We start from the raw sequence: 19,490 nt of genomic DNA, 5'->3' as shown, positions 1-19,490 counted from the left end.
ACTTAGGCCATCGTATCCATCGTTAGCATATAGATGTGTCGATCTATCACACTAAGTTCGACGCCTAGCTTGCGGCTGATATCAATGCGGCTATCCCCCTCATTAAGTCCGATCTTTATTTGTTGGAGGATATTCTCTTCATTCCCCTGATAAAGGTAATGAACTTGAAAGGTTTTACGACATACTGAACAGTAATATCGTTGAATTCCTGAACGCGCTTTACCGTGTTTACGTACGCTATTTGCCTCACTACAGTGATGGCAGGCTGATGGATTATCCGTCATCTCAACTTCTCCTATGCTTCCTATGATAACCAAATTTCAGACATGCATTCGCTTGGTTATATCTTCCCTGCGGCTGTTCTAAACCAGAACAACCAATGCTTAAAATTTTAACAGAATGGGGAAATAAGCAGGTCCCCTGTCAAAAAGCGCTTATATTATTGCCCTATTATCCGAGTAAGGCTAATAATTGATGTTCTGACTTATATTTTATTTTTAAGTTCCATAAAATTAAACGAATGCTATTAAATAGCCGGGTAATTTTAAAAACATCTGACGATGTTGCCTTATCTCATCCATAACGTATCACTGAGGCAAAGGACGCGTTAAAATCTATCGGCTGGAGAACGCCTGGGCACCTTCCCCTGAGTATCGACAGATAACGGAGTTAAAAGGTTTATTTGCATTTTCTGAATGAATTTTTACAGGCTCAATATGGCATCTGTGGTTAGAGTTTGTGGCAATAGCAAACAACCTATACGTACAATTAATCACCAGTTCGGCATATTATCGGAGGAAAAATAAAAGGATTGGCTATTTATAGTTATATTTACCCAAGGATAAACCGTATAAGCCACAGCTATCATATCCATTTTCAATCAGTCACCGTGATGTTCAGGATCGTCAAGCATCACCATTACTACGCTTACCGCACAAAATAGATATAATATTATTAATAAACACAGTGAGGAAAGCATCATAAAACTTGATATCCATAAAATAATCGAGTCAATAAAATGGCTGATAGTCTCTATCATATAATTCCCTAACGGCCATATTAACCGTCATTATTAAATAGCTATAACATCATTATCCCTCATCATCATTGATGTATAAAAAAGTAACCCTGCCATGATATCCGACATTATCCAGGGGTATTGATTCCATAGGCTAACCCCATTATTTAATAACCGTTAGCCATAAAACGAAATGAATATAATTAATTGATTTTGATTGTAAATTTTATTTGAACTGTAGCATGCACTGGAGTTCATTGGTTTAAATGTGGAAAACAGCTATAGCTATAGTTATTAACAACACCAATTAACAACACCAATTAATATTAATCGCGTCATATTCAATCAAAATGACGGAGCAAGAAGCTCATCAATTTTAAGATGGTCTAGATAATTACTTAGCAAACGTGGAATAAAAAGACGATAAAACAAGGAGATGAAAAACGACAGCAGAAAAAGAAAGGATATAATTAATACAAACTACGCTAACCATATTCCGCCAACGGTAAGTACTGCTGGCGGAGCGGCTACAATCAGCGTGCTCATGGCATGCTGATGATGAACAGCGTAGAATAAAATACTAATAGGACAAAGCCCGTGATGCTTAATAAAACTTTCATAATATACTCCTCGCTGGACGCCATTAAACCAAGATAACCACCTAAGTATCAGCTGACTAAGCCTCGCTGAACTCGTTATTAATATCTTAGCAACTCGTGAAAATTTCGCCACACAATTGTGAATCATTTGTTAATTTTATGTTTTATTTGTTGATTTTTAGCGCTAATAACCCGACAGTTCAAGCTACTAAAAAACCAGTTTATACTTAATCATGCTAAAAATCATAAGTTTTAATGGTTTTTATTATATTTTATGGTTTTTATTGCGGGGTTGTTTTTTTATCTTAATGTCCTAAATAAATCAGTAAGATAGATCCACTGATAAAACAGCTCGGAAGCGTTCCTCTAGGTTGAGTTCTCAACATTGACCTAGCCAGCTTATAGGCTTAAAACGCCAATAAAAAATGCGCCTGATTGGCGCATTTTTTATTTAACTATACTGTTCTGGCTAGCTGCCGAGAACATCATTAATCATTTATTGTAATAAGTAATGTCTGAAGCCATATCGGTGACGATCTTCTTCAGGTCTTCTACCGTCACTTTTTGTGCATTATTATCCAGTTGTTTACCAAAGCCTTTACGAACGACTTCAAATACCGGTTTTCCGGTAGCCGCATCGATTAACTGGCCTTCAAAAAACAGTTGGGTATCCTGATCGCGATTTCCGGTTGCCGCCATAGTTCCGGCAATAACCAAGGCAACGGGGACAACTTCATAGAATTGCAGGCCTTCGTCAGCAGTGCTTACGCCGGTAATTGCACCACGGAAAATCAGGGTATTGGCACCTTTAGGGCTGTTAACCAGAGTAAAACGCTCGCCTAACGCAGACTTAATATTCTGGTTAGTATAGGTCAGCACCTTATTCAAGGTATCCTGACTAATTTGTGCTGTCGGTTTAGGCGTCGGATGGAATTTTATTGGCTCATAATAGAGATTAGTAAATTGTTTGATATCAACGGAAGGATCGATCCAGCGTAATACGGTTTGTCCAGAGGCACTTTCGGCCTTTTGTAAATGAGAATAATCAGATAAAAAACCGGAGAACTCTGTATTGTCAGCAACTTTTGAAGTACAACCGCCTAATAGCAGGCTACCCAGGAGAATACCTGCAGAAATATGTTTTATTGTTAACATTCTTTGAACCCCTATACATAAAATTTTATGAAAATAGAAATTGTTATAGCCAGTGATACAAAACGCCGTTGACTTTACTGCAAACTATGATTAACGAATTAAAATATCAGCGGGATATTGGCGTTTATCCTATTCTTATCCCCTTACCTTCAATGACAGCTTCCAGGAACATGCCATAAAAATAATGCTGAACTTTCCACTGGAGTATAGAAGATAAAAATAAACTTACAGAGAATTTTTTATACTTTCTTATAAATTTATTACTGTACAGATTCAATTAGATACATATTGGGTAAGTAATATGCAATAAATTTTATTTTTAGGGGTGAAGAAAGCCGATACTCGGTAATTTAATAAGGTTAAAAAGATAACGATTATTCATTAAAACTCACACTCCGATACAATTTTATTAGACACACTTTCCATGACCTAAAAAGTACACCAATAATCAATCTGTTCTCCGGGTTATTTGCCAATTTATGGCATACCTCAACGCCCGCATGGTTTAATATTCGGGCAAAGCTAATTTAACAAATCAACATTCAGTTCAGATGTCCGTTGTTGATAAGATCTTAATCAATATTTATTCAGATGGGTCACGGATAGCCATTGGTTTGGTTTATCATACTTTGGTCAGCAGTCCTGAAAGAGGGTCTGCCCTGCTCATTATTTAATAAGGTATTCTATGATTTCAGTTTTTGGTCACCTCAACCCTGATAGTGACAGTATATGCAGCACCATAGTCGTTACTGACTGGCTCAATTTTTTAAATAAAAATGCAGTGGCCTATCGGCTGGGAGAAATTAACCCTGAAACCCAGTTTTTATTAACTGAAGCCAACCAGCAGCCTCCGGCGTTATTAACTCACAGTATTGAAGGTCAGGATGTTTGGCTGGTTGATTTTAGCGAACTTGAACAAGGGCCGGCAGGTCTGGATAAAAGTAACGTCATTGGCCTAATAGACCATCACCGCTTAGGCTCTCTGGTCACGGCAGAACCCTTAGATGCATGGATAAGAAAAGTCGGATGCTGCGGGACTCTGGTATTTGATATCCTGTCTAAACAGAGCGGATACACCCTTTCATCCTCCCACGCAATTTTATTGTTAGGCGCGATATTAAGCGATACCGTCGGCTTTCAGTCTCCGACAACCACTGAGCAAGACAGGCTAGCCGCTGAGGCTCTGACCACTATCTCAGGCGTTAATCTGGCCGATTTCACACTTAAATTACTGAATGCTAAAACCGATATCAGCGGATTAACCATTGAACGCCTGCTGCAAAAAGATGAAAAGAATTACACTATTGGCAGCAATAAAGTGATTCTGGCCCAAATTGAAGTCAGTAACTTTGCTGCTGTCGAAGACAAAATTACTCAACTTAAGGCAGAAATGGAAAAGCGCGTGATTACTGATGCGCTGGATTTTTATGTGCTGATGGTGACGTCGCTTTCAACGTCTCAGAGCCAAATCTATTTCTCTGACCATAATCCAGTCAGCAAGGTTACCCTGACGATGGACAATATGATCAGCCGGAAAAAACAGCTACTCCCTTGGTTAACTCAGGCTCTGGGGCAATAATTTGCTTATCCGCCGATAAACGCTGATCTTTTTGGCTTTTCCGCGCTACACTAAAAGCAGACAATGACGCAGAGGGCAGCATGATGCAAAAGTTAACATTAAAAGATCTGAACGAAAGCCAACTGCAACGGGTTAAAATGCGGCAGGCGCAGGCAAAGAAGAACCTAGAAAGAAACTTAACTAACAATGAGCAAAATAAGATTAAAGACCAAGTGATTGGCGAGATAATGCAGGAACTGGAAAAAGAAGCCAAAAAACTCCGGGCTGAAAAGAAGAAGCAAAAATTTGTTCCCAGTGATGAAACCTTCGACTGGTCAAAGAAAAATCACTCGCGCGGCGTTCGCTAACCCCCTTAAAACCCGCCTATGGCTGCTTGGCCGTAGGCGATTAATCGAGAATAAGTTACAACGTAACAGAGTCGTTAATAACTAATTGCTGATACTTAACGACTTCCACCATCTTCTTATCCGCATGATAACAATAAAAAATATGCCAATCAGGCTGATAAATCCATTGAAATAATGGGTTTTTAACCTTGCCTTCGACCTTTTGCTCAACCATCAGCATATGCGGGTTGTCGTATAACTTATTTCCATCAGTATCAACAATCACTACGCCTTTATCACCGATCGCAATCAACGTTTTATAATCACGATCGTAATAAAGTTCTCCGCTGATTTCGCCATATTCGTTGTGACTAAATAGCCCGCTGTTTACAATTTTATAAGGCTGAAGCCGTTTTTCTGCTAAATCAATATCGCTAAACTGATAAAACTCTAAAGTTCTTGGTAGGTAGGCATCCAGTTCATCTTGGTCATAATAGTCTTCACTCGGTCTATCAACCGCAATCACAAATCGGTTCTCATCCAAAAACGCACAGGGGCGGTCCCAGTTATAACCATTAGTGTATTCAACCGCAATCGTAGAAAATTCATAGCCAGTTAAAAACGTCTCAACCTCAATACAACGAATATTATCAACCGGTGCCCACATCCAGCCATTATCTAATATCCGACCAAATTGCGGGGAAACCAATAGCTGGCTATGAAAGTAGTCCATATAATTCAGCCTATTATAGCAGGGAGCCGTGCCCGGCAATCGCTTCTCAGGCTCAATTTCCTCAATGCTAATCTCTCTTGGAGTTAATAACCGGCCGTCTTGCAGATCGGTAATATCTAAGCGATTCCACTGGGTTTGATGGACCAGTAAGGTTCGCCCTTGGCGTTCAATAAACGCCATAGAATAAGAAGAAACGTCAGCGTGGTAATCTTCACGGCGAAATAGCTGAGTCGCGCCAGTATTAAGATTAATGACTGCCGCATTCAGGCCAAAATTTTCAGTAACGCCAATATAAGGTGTATGGAAATAGAGCTTAATCGGCTTGTCCAGCAACACAATACCATCAACTATCGCCAACTGTTTTAAGCTATCTGTAGATTTATCATAAAGATATAAGCCATTATCCCGACAAAAAACTGCAAATAACTCAGCATTCCTATCAGAAACGACAATCGCTAATACGTCTACTTGAGAGAGATTCATGTTAATCCGTTAACGAACATTAAAGTGGGCAGCCTAGAGTAAACGAAGAAAGGTAATGATACCAAGCACCGGCTCTCCCACCGCGCATAGAATACCTACGCCATAAGGCGGAAAAACCTATGACTATCGTTTTAACGTTACAATAAACTCCGCCAAACCGGTAATATCTTCATCACTCAATCTTGCCTTCACCTTATTTCCGGCCCCTACAATCGTTCCGGCTTTACGGGCGGTTAATCCATCGGCAATCTCTTGCTGACTTAATTCCGTTAGCAGGCGAGCTTTGCCCAGCGCTGTTTTTTCACCGAATCGGCCATGGCATGAAGCACAGTTCTTTTTATACAGTAAATTAGGCGCCTGTGTAGCCTGAGCCAAGGCTGAGCCGCTGGATACCAGTAGAACAGCCAATAAGGCTAATCGCGATATATTCATCAGTGAAGTTAGCCTTTTTGCTTTGATTTTTCGAAAATAGCTTTGAGTTCAGGTTCGTGCAACATTCCGATATATTGATCCGTCAATTTACCCTGAGGATCAATCAGAAATGAGGTTGGTGTACCAATAACCTGATAGCGTTCCTGAGTAATAGACAATTGATCGCGAATATTAGGGAATGACACCTGGCGTTCATCCAGCAGTGCCTGAATATTCATCTCATCTTTATCTGTATTGATACCTACCACCACGATGCTGTCACCGAACTCTTTGCTCAATTTCTCCAGCGCAGGCATTTCAGCCAGGCAGCCACCGCAGTTCGAAGCCCAAAAGTTGAGATAAACATATTTCCCTTTCCACTGCTCAAGAGATGCCTGATTACCCTGTAAATCGTAAGCGGCCAGTGCCGGTGCCGCGGCACCTACCTCGGCCTTCTCATCTTTACAACCGCTCAGTAACACGGTAAGACTCAGCAGTAAAATACTGCCTATTCCTTTTATATTAAGAGACATGTTCCACCTCATCGTGCAGCGCTGCATCATCATCACGCGGATTAAGCTCCTCGCTCAAATATTTGCCGTGCTGTAAGCGTACAATCCGGTCGGCAAAACGACCCAGTTCAGGGTTGTGGGTAACCATCACGATGGTGCGCCCCAGTTTGTGTAAGTCAGTTAGCAGACCAAGAACCAGTTGTTCATTTTGCTCATCTAAGTTACCTGTCGGTTCATCAGCAAAAATGACCGGTGGTTCATTGACTAAAGCTCTGGCAATACAGACTCGCTGCTGTTCCCCCCCCGAAAGTTGACTTGGCAAGTGGTCAAAACGATGGCCTAATCCGACCTGATCCAACACCTTACGGGCCGCATCTTCATCAACTACGCTGTGGTAATGCTGGGCCAGCATCACATTCTCTAACGCCGTCAGGAATGGAATTAAGTGGAACTGCTGAAATACCAGGCCAATCTTATCGGAACGGAATGCCCTGCGTCCTTCTTCATCAAGGCCGGCAGCATCTACGCCGTCGAGTAAAACCTGCCCCTCACTAACCGTATCCAGACAGGTCAGAATATTCATTAGCGTGGTTTTACCTGAACCTGAAGCCCCCATGATGGCCACAAACTCACCGCGTTTAATTTTAAGATTAATATCATCCAGAGCGACAACTTGACCAAAGCGCTTATATAAGTGGCGGGTTTCAATGACCCATGGCGATAGTTGCCGGTCGTTTTTCGGTTGCTGTTGAGTCACCGTTACTCTCCTTTTAACACTTTAGCCGGTTCAATATTAACGGCTCTATACGTTGGCAGAACGGCTGCAATCAGGGCAACCAGCAATGAAAGAACTAAGGTCAACGGGATAACCTGTGCCCGTAATCCGATCGATGCGGAAAACACAGTTTGGCCTAAGATCTGGGCGAGTATATATCCGGCACCAATACCGACAACCACCGCAAACAGAGCGATAATCATCGTTTCAGCCATTATCTGACGCACAATATCGCTGCCTTTAGCCCCAAGCGCTTTCTGTAGGGCAAACTCTCGCGATCGTTCACTGACGATCGCCATCAGCGTTGTATTAACACAGAGCGTAGACAGAACCAGAATAACCAGTGAAACCAGCCCCATCAGCCCTTTAATTTTATCCAGAACCTGACCTTCAGAAGCGGATACTTTACGAATTGGGCGAATCTCCAGCGCGGGATAGCTTTTTTGCAACTCCTCAGCATACAGGTCAACCTGCCCGCTCTCATTACTTACGCTGAATAAAGCATGGCTGATAATATCAGGCTGATGCAGCCAACTTTGCGCTAACGGTAGGTTAACAATCAGTACGTTATCCGTCGCATCACCGGCTTCGACAATGCCTTTAATCTGCAGCGATTTTTTCTGATCCCCTTCAATTAACACCACGGAATCACCGACTTTAAGCTCAAGGCGGTTAGCCAGCTTATAGCCAATCATGGCATTACGGTCATCAAAGCTGACCCCAATCCAGTTACCGGTGACCTGCCAGTAAGGTACGATCTGTTTTAATGATTCGAACCATACGCCCATCACAACGACTTTTTCCAGCTCGGTACGGGCCATGCCGTATAAATAGGGGCTATTTGCGGTAACCAGCCCTTGGGGGGCCAGATCGACAATCTGCTGATAGTCTTTTTGATCCATGGTGCTGCCGTGACCGGGGCCAATATAGAAGTTAGCGCCAAAGGTTCTCAGTTCCTGACTCATTTTAGCGTTAATATCAAAATAAACGGCGGACATGGCGGTGACGATAGCGGCACCAACGGCCAGTGCGGCAAAAACCACAATGACCCGTTGCATACGCAGCTTTAACGCTCGAAAAACTAAACGCCAGAACATGCTTTGTTGATGCTTAACGGCCATACAGCACCTCCACCGGATAGAGATGTGCAATACGACGGGCCGGGAACCAGGTGCCTGCCAGTGCAATCAGCACTGACAATACCAGAACACAGGGTACCACTATCCAGGCAAAGCTAAGCGGAGCACCAAACAGCATCAAACCAATTGCCTTAGCTAATCCCCACCCGGCAATACAGCCTAATAACCCACCGATAACGCCGCTCATTGCGGCCTCTAGATAAAACAACATCATAATCTGCCACTGTCTGGCGCCCAGCGCTTTCATCAAACCAATTTCTTTAGTTCGCTCCATAATATTACTGGTCATCAGCGAGGCAATACCCATGGCCGATGCCAGTAACGCCGCCAGTGTAACAACCGCCAGAAGCAGTTGGATCTTCTCAATGACGATGCCTTCTGATGCAGCGACCTGCCAGATTGGGCGCACCCCGGAACCTGAAATCGCCTCTTCTAACTGGTGAGCAATCGATGAAACATAAGCGGTGCAGTACCAAAGGTCATACTCTTCGGCATCCAGTGATTCAAGATCGGCCCGGGCCTTACGTGATAACTCATTTTCCGGAACCGTTAAAGCAGAGACTCGTATAGCCTGTACTTTGCCTTTCAGTCCTAATAAGGTCTGAACCTGTGCCAATGGAAGAACCAATTGTTGTTCTTCATCACCACCGCTGGCCAAAATACCGCTAATCATCACGTCCAAAGCACCTTTAGGTCCTTTGACGTTAATCTTATCACCAAGCTTCCAGCCGGTTTGTTGAGCGAGCTGTTGGCCGACCAGAGCCTGATTTTCTGCACCGGACTCATCCGGCCACTGGCCGGTTACCTGCCAGTAAGGGCTGATAATTTTCTGCCCGGTCTGATAATTCTCTTCATCCGGCACATCGACCTTTTGTTCAAAGAAAGTGCCAAGAACCGGAATGATTTTGTTATCAACGGTCACTTCACCGCTCAGCAGTGGTGCAAAACCGATAATGTTGTTACGCCAGAAGATATCTTTAATATTAGGCAGTTCTGCCTCATCAAGAAAGTCCTGTCCGGCCAGCGGGTTATTCTTCTCGCCAAACAGAGAGGGTAAAGTCGCCTGGCCGGCCGGCTCGATTAAAATATTGGCGCCGTAAGATTTCATCTCGCGGGCCATCTTATCGCCGATATCAATAGATACCGCCAGCAGCGCAGAGACCAGTCCGGCAGCTAAAAAGATGGTTATAACTGCCAGCGACTTCTTGCGAATATTACGGTACCAGGATTGTTGCAGCATGCGCCATAACATGGTTATTCCTCCTCCTTAACGAATTTCTCAGGCGTGTCTCTGAAAGCTTCATAGTTTGCCGCATTCGAGAAGAAATAGGTCTTACCGGCAAAGTTATAGCGATGCTCTGCTTTGGTATTCGTCAGCTTGCTGCCGTCAACCGGATCGGTAACTTCCAGCGTAATAATGGTGCTGAAGTAATTCAGACCCGACTCCAATGACTTCTTGCCGATGACTAAATCGGTATCAGTCATCTCCCACTCATCAATAGGTACCGGATTACAACCGCCCGGTTTTCCAATTGATGGTATAAAAATCCGTACGTCACAGGCGACACAAATCACCTGATTTCCTTCCATAACATAACCCTGGTCGCCGCACAGCAGGCAGGCGTCAAACACAACGCCTAAGCGTAACTTGTCCGGATAACGGTTAATCACGAAAAAGCGCACCGCTTTGCCATCGTCAGCAACCCATACAAAACGGTGTAACTTGCCGTCTTTGACCTGTTCCAGAGGGATCTTCACCACCCCTTCGGCATTCAGCGTCACGGGCAATGCTTCGGATAATCTTGGCGGCTGAGAGGCCACTTTATCCCAATAGATCTGAGCGCCGGCGATAATCACCGTCAGCAGTATGGTCATCAGCATGACACGGCGGGAGTTTTGATAATGAGCTACCGCTTTACGGTGCTCAATCGGCCGTTCTTCAGCCTGAGCCAAACGGCGCGGTAAAACAATTTTTAACAGATAAATCAGTGCAGACAGCAGCAGCAATCCGCCACAAATATAGTTAATCAGTCCGCTGGCATTAGTGACTTTAGCCACGTAGCTCAACAGTGATTTGGTCAGGGCCATGACCTGAAGCTTCATCAGGACTAGCATCAGTTCGCCAGACAGCGGCGCTAATAATAACAGCGATAATAATATCAGGAGTGGCCAACGAAGGCCGCCAACCTGCCGCACGCAGTTCGCCAACAGCGCACTGGCAAAAACGACAATAACAATGCCGGTAATCACCGCACTGACGTTAAGCAGCAAGTCGGTATTGATCACGTTGGTCGCCGTGATTGCGCTCAGATTTGGGGTTTGCCCCCAACGCAACGCTGCAACAAAAATTAAGATAAATTGCCAGATATAGCCTGAACGGGAGCCAGCAATAAACTGGCTTAGCAGGAACAACAGCATCAATGCTATTTGCAGACCGGTAAACAACAGAATCCATTGCTGTGAATCAGGAAGATGGGTTGCTGCCATTGTGCCGCCCAAAAAACTGATCAGGCTTAATAGCACCATCGGGCGAACGTGGGGAGTTTTGCGCGATGACCAGCTTAGCCCCAACAGTAAGGAGACGGGCAAGAAAGATTGCAATACCGAAACAAGAAAATAGCTCATGATTGGTGTATACCCCGCTCTCTGACAAGCTCTGCCTGAGCGGCAATTTTTTATTAACCGTTATCCGTTAATGATGAGCTTGTCCAATCATAGAAACAGACGGAAAACGTCGAATAGATCTGTCCAGTTTAAATGCAATGGCCGGGATGTCATTTCCCGGCCCTATCAGCACTAGCATCAATATCCATAATCAGTGAAGCCACAGCGATATTTGCCACAGCTTCAGGGATGAAGGATATATCAGTTCAGACCGACATATTTAAAGTCAAAGCTTACGTCAAACGGTTTCCACCAACGGCCAACGCCGGTTTCGCTATCGGTATGACGGTGTAAACCGGCTTTGGATGGCGGGTCAATATGATAGGTTACTTTATAGTTACCCACGCCCATCATCTTAATGTTTGCACCGTAGTGAGGACCATCACTGGCCACCATTGGCATGAAGGTACCTTCTTGCTTTTCACCGGTATCCGTGTTTGTCAGGGTATAAGCGATGGTCAGGTACGGCATCCATTCACCTGCACCAAAACCATTCTTGTTACCTTCGGTAGAGTGAATATCCGCTTCTAAATGGATATCAGCCTTAGCCGCCGGTAAGCCCATTCCGCGAGGATCCATATCAATTGGCTGTAAATATACCGCCGCAATCTCCAGCTCATTCATTTTTACCGGCTCGCCGGCTGGATACTCTTTAAACGCAAATGCTGCTGGTGCAGTAAAGATACCGGCAATCAGTGCACCGGTGATAAACGCTTTTTTCATTACCATTTTCCTATCATCCTCTGTCAAAAATTAATTCAAGATTAAAATAGTTATCAATATTTTAGCTAACCGCCCTGCCAACTGACGGGGTCGAACAGACATCGTAAAATGAGTTTTCAATCTACTTTTTCGTAGATACTTCGCACTTATTTACCCTTCTCACCATCTGTTTCTACCCGATGTATTAGGCCGTTAGAGGGTGAGAAGGATGCTGTTTTTTAAACCTGAGCCTGATTTGCCGTAGTTGACGATCCGCGTTTCATCACCCACAGAGCAATAACGGCCGCAACCAGTAAGATGACCTGCGGTATCAGCGTCTCAACGTATGGATAGATTCCCAACCAGGAAATTTCTGGCATACCTGAAATCAAGGTTGGCTCAAATAGCTTACCTTCTATCAGTTCCAGTACCCCTTTACCTGCGAACACAAAGGCCATCAGATACATAAAGCTACCGGTAAACATAAAGAACGGCTTAAGTGGCAATTTGACAACGCTATAGCGCATCACGAAGTAGGCAATCAGTAAGATCACACAGCCAATCAGGAATCCGGCCAGAATAGACAGATGGCCACTCATATCGGTGGAATCGCCCATCAGCGCAAAGTAGAACAGTACGGTTTCGGCACCTTCACGGTACACCGCCAAGAAGCTGGTAGCCCACAGGCCAACCATTGAGCCTTTGCTTAATGAGTGAGACAGTTTCCCTTCCAGATAGGCTTTCCAGTGTTTAGCTTCAACCTTCGACAGCAGCCAGTAGCTCATAGAGAACAGCATGACCACCGCAATCAGCATGGTAAAGCCTTCCAGCAGTTCCCGACTGGCTCCGGAATTAGAGAATAGCCACTGGAATATAACCGCCGTGACTAAGCTGGCTAATAGTGCGGCATATACCGACTGACGAATAAGCGGTAGCTTATCCTGGTGATTATTTTTCACCAGATAAGCGACAATGGCAGCCACGATCAAGAGTGCTTCCAGACCTTCGCGCACGATAATTAGCAGGCTATAAATCAACAGGCTCCAGCTTGTTTGCCCGCCGCTGCCCAGCATCTCAACGGCCGCTGACAGATCTGTTTGCAGAGCCTGAGATTGTTGTTGAACGGTTGCTACCGGCTGGCCCGCCTTAATTTGGCTGACCATGCGGGTGAAATAGCCTTCAATTTTGGTTTTAAAGGCTGAATCACGGGAACCAATTTTGTTTTCCATTCCGCTGGCTTCAAACAGGTCAAAGTAAGCGTCCTGAATCGCCATCATTGCGCCTTTGCTGTCACCCGAGCCGTACTGAGTAATGGCGGCATTGACGGCAGAATCAATATCAGTGACAACTTTCTGCCAGTCAGCGTCCAGAATTCCGCCATCAACCGGCGTGGCGGCAACAACCTGATCGTCACGCGTTGTCGGCAAGCCGGGCAGTAAATCTTCGATATCCTGTAATAAAGTGGTAATGCGATAGCCCACTTCATTCATTTGATCCGGCTGGCCGCTAAGGGCGATTAATTCAGAGAACTGGCGGTTAATATTACCGGCCTGTTGAGAAGAGCGATTCTGGCGGACGGACATTTCCATTTCGGAATTTTTAAATCCGTCATACTGTGCTAGCTGTATTTTTTTGCTGGCCTCAGCGTAACTATTGTTTTGATATAGGTTAACGGCTTCAGCTAATAGGTCATCAATTGTCTTAAAGCTTTGCTGCCAGTAAGGGGCAATTTGATCGTTATCATAAGCGCCGTGTTGTTGCTCAGCCGTTAACCTATGGCCATCGGCCAGTACAGGTAAAACGCTGTTTAACTCACTCTTTAACCAGTTGATTTTCGCATCGACTTCCGCCTGAGGCTTACCGTCCCCTATCATCTTACGGATTTCACCGAAGGCGGCTTCCATCTGATAGCTTTTTTGTGCAGAGATATTAATACGAATAGGACCCTCGAGGTTTTCAAATACCTCAAAGTAGGCCATTTGGACTTCAGTACGGGCGTCTGCAATTTGCTGCTGTTGATAAAATTGGGAGGTTTTATCAAGCCGTAGTTGAATGTCATCACTCAAGGCTTTGTAATCGGTGTCAGCTATCGCTACCGAGCTGAGAAGTATCCATCCGGTGCAGAGTAAAAGAATCTGCTTAATAATGCGCATAGTCATGATAGGCGTTCTTATAATGAGAGTTATTCGCATTGTACGCTTTTAAGTTATATATAGAACCTGATCTTTATCAAATTATCAGGAAAGCAGAAGGATCTACCTAAGACGGGAATTCAGCGATAGGAAATTATTTTTAGACGATGTAATGCATTGAAAATGTCGAATTAACAGAAAACTCGAGGTCAGAAAATGGTCAACACTGAAGATCCGTCAGCTGTTCGCATTAGGTTATTCAGCAAAATAAAGTAAATGATTAATAACCATAGCTGTCAATCGGATAGCCCCGGTCAAAATTCTCCAACCGGGGTTATTGAGTTCAAGCCATTGCGACTATCGCTCACGCAGTGACTCTTTTACCTTATTCAACGGTTTAATCAGGTAATCCAGCACGCTTTTTTGGCCGGTTTTAATCTCAACGTTAGCAATCATGCCCGGCAAAATGGGGAAACTTTTACCGGCCTTATTCTTCAGGCTGGCTGAGTCAGTGCGAACATAAATGCGGTAATAAAACTGGTCGCGTTTAACTTCATCCTGAATGGTATCGGGAGAAACCGTATCCACTACGCCTTTCAGATTGCCATATATTGATGAATCATAGGCGGTGACTTTTACCGTTGCGTCTAATCCAGGCCGAATATAGGCAATGTCTCGCGGGTTTATTCGAGTTTCGATCAATAGTTGATCTTCCAGCGGCACGATTTCCATCAGTTTACCGCCCGGTGGTAATACCCCGCCCACCGTAGTTATTTGAATGTCTTTCACAATACCGTGCACCGGTGAATTAAGCGTTGCCCGGTCTAATTGGTCGGCTTTACCCGCCATGACTTCCAACTGGGCATCCAACTCGGCGTTGTTTTTAACCTGCTCTTCGCGGGCTCTGACCGCATATTGGTTAGCCGCTTCGTCAATTTTACCTTTAAGTTCGGTAACCTGACGGCGCAGGCGTATAACCTCAACCTGTCCGGCGGCACCTTTAGCCACCAGCGGTTCAGTCATTCTCATTTCTTGTTCCACCAGCTTCATTGAACTGGTTAAGTTAGAGATAGTTTCATCGCGATTACGTTTGCGCGACTCATACAACTGAGTTTCACGGGCTACCAGATCAGGCTCTTTGAGCGTTTCATCGCTGAACTTTAAAGACTCACCGGTTAACTCTGAGCGCAGTCGTTCAGCCGAAGCCCTTAACGCTCTGGCTCTGGCGGCTGCTTCACCATAATTTGACTGAAAACGTTTTAAATCCAGGCGCGCTAATATCTGTCCTTTATTAACGATATCACCTTCGTTAACCATCAGTTCGTGCACAATTCCGCCGTCTAAGCTCTCAATAATTTGCCCCCGGCTGGAAGGCGTTACTTTGCCGATACCAACCGTCACTTCGTCTAAAATTGCCCAAGTGGCCCAAATCATAAAGATAAACAGGCCGAATATACTCAGCCATATAATTGATGAAAAACGGCGATTCTGGCAGGCCGCGCTGTCTTGCTCATCCTGAATAGTTCTATTCATGGTTATATTCCCGTTGCCGCTGAAGCCAATACCTGACGCTTGGCATCATTAGCTGCCTGAGACGCTTGGGCTGACGCCTGGAGTATCTGATCTCTTGGCCCATCCGCCACAATTCGCCCGTTATCAACCACTACAATTCTATCGACCAGCTTCAACAACGCTGGGCGATGGGTAACTACAATCATGGTACGCCCCGTCATCCACTGGGCCAATTGCGTCAGTACCTGTTCTTCCAGTTGTTCGTCCATCGACGCCGTTGGCTCGTCCATCAGCACCACCTGAGGGTTACGTAAAATCATCCGGCTTAGCATCACCATTTGCTTTTGCCCGCCAGAAAGGCCGCGCCCGCCTTCATTAATCAGCCGGTCTAAGCTGGCGGCATCCTGTTGAATCATGCCCAGTGCACCGCTAATTTTCAGTGCCTGAATCATCTCTTTTTCCGTGGCGTGCGGCGATCCCAGCATCAGATTTTGCCTTAACGTGCCAAAAAACAGGCGGGATTCTTGCGACAAATAGCCCAACTGGCGGCGTAAATCGGCGGGATCAACATGGGCGATATTCACACCGTCAATAATCACTTTACCCTGAGTCGCAGAAGCCTGACCGGAAAGCAGTTTTAACAGCGTCGACTTACCGGCGCCGACTCTGCCAAGAATGGCTATTTTCTCACCGGGGGCAATATCCAGCTTGGCGACGTTAAGCACATTAAGCTGTTTTTCTTCATCATAAGCGTACTGAACGTTACGCAACTGGTAATGGCCGGACAGCGCCGGGCAGTGCGACATTTTTTGGTCATCCGGGCGATCTAACGGTTTTTGCAACAGATCGTCTAACCCTTTCATCGCATTCTTAGCGTGCTGCCAGCGGGAAAACACCATAGTAAGCTGCATCAGCGGGGCAATTGTCCGGGAAGACAGCAGGCTACAGGCCACCATAGTGCCGGTGGTAATTTCACCGTCCAACACTAAGTAAGTTCCGAATACCAGCATTCCGGCGTAGGTCAGTTGTTGCACGCTGGAAGCCCAACCGCTGAGCTTAGCGCCCCATAGCCGCTGCTTCATACTAATCGCGGCGCTGACTTCGTGGGTTTGTTCCCATTGGCGCTGAAAATAAGGTTCGGCCTGCAATGCCTTAATGTCTTCCACTCCTTCAATGGTCTCCACCAAAACCGCATTGCGCAGCGCACTTTCACGCATTCCCTCTTTAGCCAATCGAGCCAGCGGGATCTGAATCAATAACCCCGGAATAACGATCAGCGGAATAGCCACAACCGGAATAATCACCATCGGGCCGCCGATGGCAAACATAATGGCTAAAAACAGCAGCACAAAGGGTATATCCGCAGTGGCACCGACGGTGGTTGAGGTTAGCAATTCCCTGACCTGATCTATTTCACGCAGTTGGGAAATAAACGAACCGGTCGACTTAGGCCGAGCCTCATTTTTTATCGCCATCGCTCTGGCAAACAGCATCGAAGAAACCTTAAGGTCAATCTGTTTACCCATATAATCTGAAACACCGGTGCGCGCCAGCCTGACGAAATATTCAATCCCGGCGGCCAGCAACACGCCAACGAACAATACCCATAACGTTGGCAGTGATTGAGCCGGAATAACCCGGTCATAGACCTGCATAGAAAACAGAATACCGGCCAACGCCAGTACATTACTGACGACCGATGCCAGCGATATTTCACCAATTTGACGTTTGGCATGGCGAAAATGCTGCCAGAACCAGTGTTTTTTATAAGGCTGAACAAATTCATCAATCCGTAAATCATGCCCACGGGCCGCAATACCGACTAAAATAACCGGCTCTTGTGTCTGACTTAGCAAATCGTTAAGCGCAGTGGTACGCAGTAAATCGCCGCCGTCGCTTAACCAATAGCTGATCCGTTTTTCTGTTTTAACCTTAGTTTCAGTGCCAGCATCATTGTCGTTGGCCGCGATTTCAACCTCATCAATGGTTTCAACCACAGCAATACTGGCATCCGGTAAAATCAGCAAAATCGGCAATAGGCTGTTTTTCCAGATGACCGACTGCCCATTTATTGGCTTAATTTTCACCCCTAATAGGCGACTTAAGCGATCTAACTGCTTCGCCGGCGGCAGATGAGCAAACCAGCTCATTTGCTGTTGCAGGAAATTTGAGTCTGCCGGGAGCCCGAATTTTTCTGCCGCTCTGGACATGGCGCCGATCCATGTGGCGGTGGTGACATTTTGTGGCATGTAAACTCCGGTTAAAGCTAATATTAACTTCACTCAAAAAGAGAGTAATGACCCGTTAGATGGCCTAAATTTAACCCCGGTCAGTCACAACGACGGCAGCATATTATCTCTTTCGGTTTTTCGCTCTATTCCCAGCATCATTAGCAAGTTATCTACTGCCGAAGCATAGCGAACGCTGGCATCCCATTGGTCATAGAGTGCATTAATGCGCGCGCTGTCGGCCTGTACTACGTCTTGCTCTACGCTGAGAAGGTCGTTAAGGCTGCGTTTGCTGAGCTGATATTCATCGCGATAAACGTCTCGGGTATAGGTCGCGCTGGCTAACTGTTGATCGCCAGCCAGTTTGCGTTGTTGAGCGCCGAACAGGTCAGCATTAGCCGTGGCTGCCCGTTTATTAATGTTGAGTTTTACGCTTTCTACTTCGGCCTGAGCGGTACGGCGTTCTGCCTCTGAAGTACGAACTTTAGCATCCACGGCCCCCCCCTGATAAAGCGGAGCCTGTACCACTAACTGAACCTGATCGTCCCAATACGATTGGTCATTGTCGTTATAGCGACTGCGCCCGGCCTGCACAGAAATTGTTGGCCAGTGCTGAGCTTCAGCCTGACGTACGCGTTGAGCCGCAGCCTGTTGTTTAGATTCCGCGCTGCGCACCATGCTGCTGTCTTTATAGGAGATATGTTGCGGCTTAACTTTCTGTTTGGTTAACGCTTGAGGTAAGTCCGGTAATGATTCAGCAACCACACCGGTTAATACGCTAAGCTCAGCCTGAGCGGTACGCTGCTGTGCCCGGTATTGTTCATAAGTGGCATTCATACCGGCGATACGCGTTTCGGCCTGTAGCACATCAGACTGGGAACTAAGTCCGGCATCTGCACGCATTTTTGCCATATCCCGTACTTTCTCTAACGAGGCAATGTTTTTAACCACCGACTGAGATAAGTCCTGATAACGCTTAGATTGCAGGTAGGCCTGAATAGTTTGAGTGCCCACGTCGGTCATTACGCTTTGTAACTGATACTGGTAGGCTTCCGTCAGTTGTTTTTGTTCATCAATACTGCCGCCGGTTTTACCGAAATCGTACAGCAGTTGGCTAAGAGATATGCCGGCTGAGGTTGGGTTTCCCGGCGTATTGTAATCAGAACCGGAACGGTGATTCTTGCCGGTGGTTCCTTGCAAAGAAATTTGTGGAAACCACGCGGCGGTGGCGGCGTCTATCTGCCCTTTTCCTACTTGAATTTGGGCAGAAGACTGAAGAATTTCAGGATTACGCGCAAAAGCCCGTAGTATGGCCTCACGCAGTGACAGGCTTTTAACCTGTTGCTCTGAAGGCGCATTCTGCCATGTAGTATCGTTCTGGGCAGCCAGGCCGCTAGATATCGACACCCCCAAAAGTAGCGTTACTGTGGCAGAAAACAGGGCTGCAGAGGTCACCACTTTTAATCCGCCGTACAAACTATTTTTCATTATCATGGGTTACTTCGCTGGTATTCTGACTACC

General features: G+C 45.6%; 16 protein-coding genes. 2 read left to right on the top strand and 14 right to left on the bottom strand.

Features of this window, described 5'->3' with window-relative positions:
- Positions 1 to 2: 2 nt before the first annotated feature.
- Both YWE_RS0100405 and YWE_RS0100400 read right to left on the bottom strand, forming a co-directional pair.
- Positions 3 to 284 (bottom strand): IS1/IS1595 family N-terminal zinc-binding domain-containing protein, encoded by a 282-nt coding sequence (locus YWE_RS0100405; RefSeq protein ID WP_029092736.1) that lies wholly within the window; start codon positions 282 to 284, stop codon positions 3 to 5.
- 1,825 nt (positions 285 to 2,109) lie between these two features.
- The gene (locus YWE_RS0100400) at positions 2,110 to 2,772 is read right to left on the bottom strand and encodes a DUF3313 domain-containing protein (RefSeq protein ID WP_029092735.1); all 663 of its coding nucleotides are present in this window, start codon (positions 2,770 to 2,772) and stop codon (positions 2,110 to 2,112) included.
- 685 nt (positions 2,773 to 3,457) lie between these two features.
- Between YWE_RS0100400 and YWE_RS0100395 the strand changes: the two genes are divergently transcribed.
- A complete protein-coding gene (locus YWE_RS0100395) occupies positions 3,458 to 4,351 on the top strand; it encodes a manganese-dependent inorganic pyrophosphatase (RefSeq protein WP_029092734.1) in 894 nt (297 codons plus the stop codon).
- A gap of 83 nt (positions 4,352 to 4,434) precedes the next feature.
- Positions 4,435 to 4,698, top strand: a complete 264-nt coding sequence (locus YWE_RS0100390) for a YjbD family protein (RefSeq protein WP_029092733.1) — start codon at positions 4,435 to 4,437, stop codon at positions 4,696 to 4,698.
- A 55-nt stretch (positions 4,699 to 4,753) separates the two neighbouring features.
- Here YWE_RS0100390 and YWE_RS28850 read toward each other — a convergent pair whose 3' ends face one another.
- The 12 genes from YWE_RS28850 to YWE_RS0100330 all read right to left on the bottom strand — a co-directional run bounded on the left by YWE_RS28850 (position 4,754) and on the right by YWE_RS0100330 (position 19,456).
- The gene (locus tag YWE_RS28850; protein WP_029092732.1) at positions 4,754 to 5,893 is read right to left on the bottom strand and encodes a hypothetical protein; all 1,140 of its coding nucleotides are present in this window, start codon (positions 5,891 to 5,893) and stop codon (positions 4,754 to 4,756) included.
- A gap of 123 nt (positions 5,894 to 6,016) precedes the next feature.
- Positions 6,017 to 6,325 (bottom strand): c-type cytochrome, encoded by a 309-nt coding sequence (locus tag YWE_RS0100380; protein ID WP_029092731.1) that lies wholly within the window; start codon positions 6,323 to 6,325, stop codon positions 6,017 to 6,019.
- An 8-nt stretch (positions 6,326 to 6,333) separates the two neighbouring features.
- Complete coding sequence (locus YWE_RS0100375) at positions 6,334 to 6,837, bottom strand: TlpA family protein disulfide reductase (RefSeq protein WP_099044178.1); 504 nt, start codon at positions 6,835 to 6,837, stop codon at positions 6,334 to 6,336.
- Positions 6,827 to 7,573, bottom strand: a complete 747-nt coding sequence (locus YWE_RS26150) for an ABC transporter ATP-binding protein (RefSeq protein WP_051323100.1) — start codon at positions 7,571 to 7,573, stop codon at positions 6,827 to 6,829. Before YWE_RS26150 ends, YWE_RS0100375 begins: the two co-directional genes overlap by 11 nt.
- 2 nt (positions 7,574 to 7,575) lie before the next feature.
- Positions 7,576 to 8,688, bottom strand: coding sequence for an ABC transporter permease (locus tag YWE_RS0100365; protein WP_084166932.1), 1,113 nt, complete (start codon positions 8,686 to 8,688; stop codon positions 7,576 to 7,578).
- A gap of 13 nt (positions 8,689 to 8,701) precedes the next feature.
- Entirely contained in the window at positions 8,702 to 9,982 is a 1,281-nt protein-coding gene (locus YWE_RS0100360; RefSeq protein WP_029092728.1) for an ABC transporter permease, read from the bottom strand.
- A 2-nt stretch (positions 9,983 to 9,984) separates the two neighbouring features.
- Positions 9,985 to 11,355 carry a Fe-S-containing protein gene (locus YWE_RS0100355; RefSeq protein ID WP_029092727.1) on the bottom strand — a complete coding sequence of 457 codons (1,371 nt, stop codon included), beginning with the start codon at positions 11,353 to 11,355 and terminating at the stop codon, positions 9,985 to 9,987.
- Between the two features lie 240 nt (positions 11,356 to 11,595).
- A complete protein-coding gene (locus YWE_RS0100350) occupies positions 11,596 to 12,123 on the bottom strand; it encodes an iron transporter (RefSeq protein ID WP_029092726.1) in 528 nt (175 codons plus the stop codon).
- Between the two features lie 212 nt (positions 12,124 to 12,335).
- Entirely contained in the window at positions 12,336 to 14,249 is a 1,914-nt protein-coding gene (locus YWE_RS0100345; RefSeq protein ID WP_029092725.1) for an FTR1 family iron permease, read from the bottom strand.
- Between the two features lie 336 nt (positions 14,250 to 14,585).
- A complete protein-coding gene (locus YWE_RS0100340; RefSeq protein ID WP_029092724.1) occupies positions 14,586 to 15,761 on the bottom strand; it encodes a beta-barrel domain-containing protein in 1,176 nt (391 codons plus the stop codon).
- A gap of 2 nt (positions 15,762 to 15,763) precedes the next feature.
- Entirely contained in the window at positions 15,764 to 17,989 is a 2,226-nt protein-coding gene (locus YWE_RS26145) for a type I secretion system permease/ATPase (protein ID WP_036014585.1), read from the bottom strand.
- A gap of 84 nt (positions 17,990 to 18,073) precedes the next feature.
- A complete protein-coding gene (locus YWE_RS0100330) occupies positions 18,074 to 19,456 on the bottom strand; it encodes a TolC family outer membrane protein (protein WP_084166923.1) in 1,383 nt (460 codons plus the stop codon).
- Between the last annotated feature and the right edge of the window lie 34 nt (positions 19,457 to 19,490).

This window comes from Budvicia aquatica DSM 5075 = ATCC 35567, from assembly GCF_000427805.1.
Lineage (GTDB): Bacteria > Pseudomonadota > Gammaproteobacteria > Enterobacterales > Enterobacteriaceae > Budvicia > Budvicia aquatica.
Note: the sequence above shows the minus strand (reverse complement) of the source record. Positions and strands in the feature narration are given on the sequence as shown.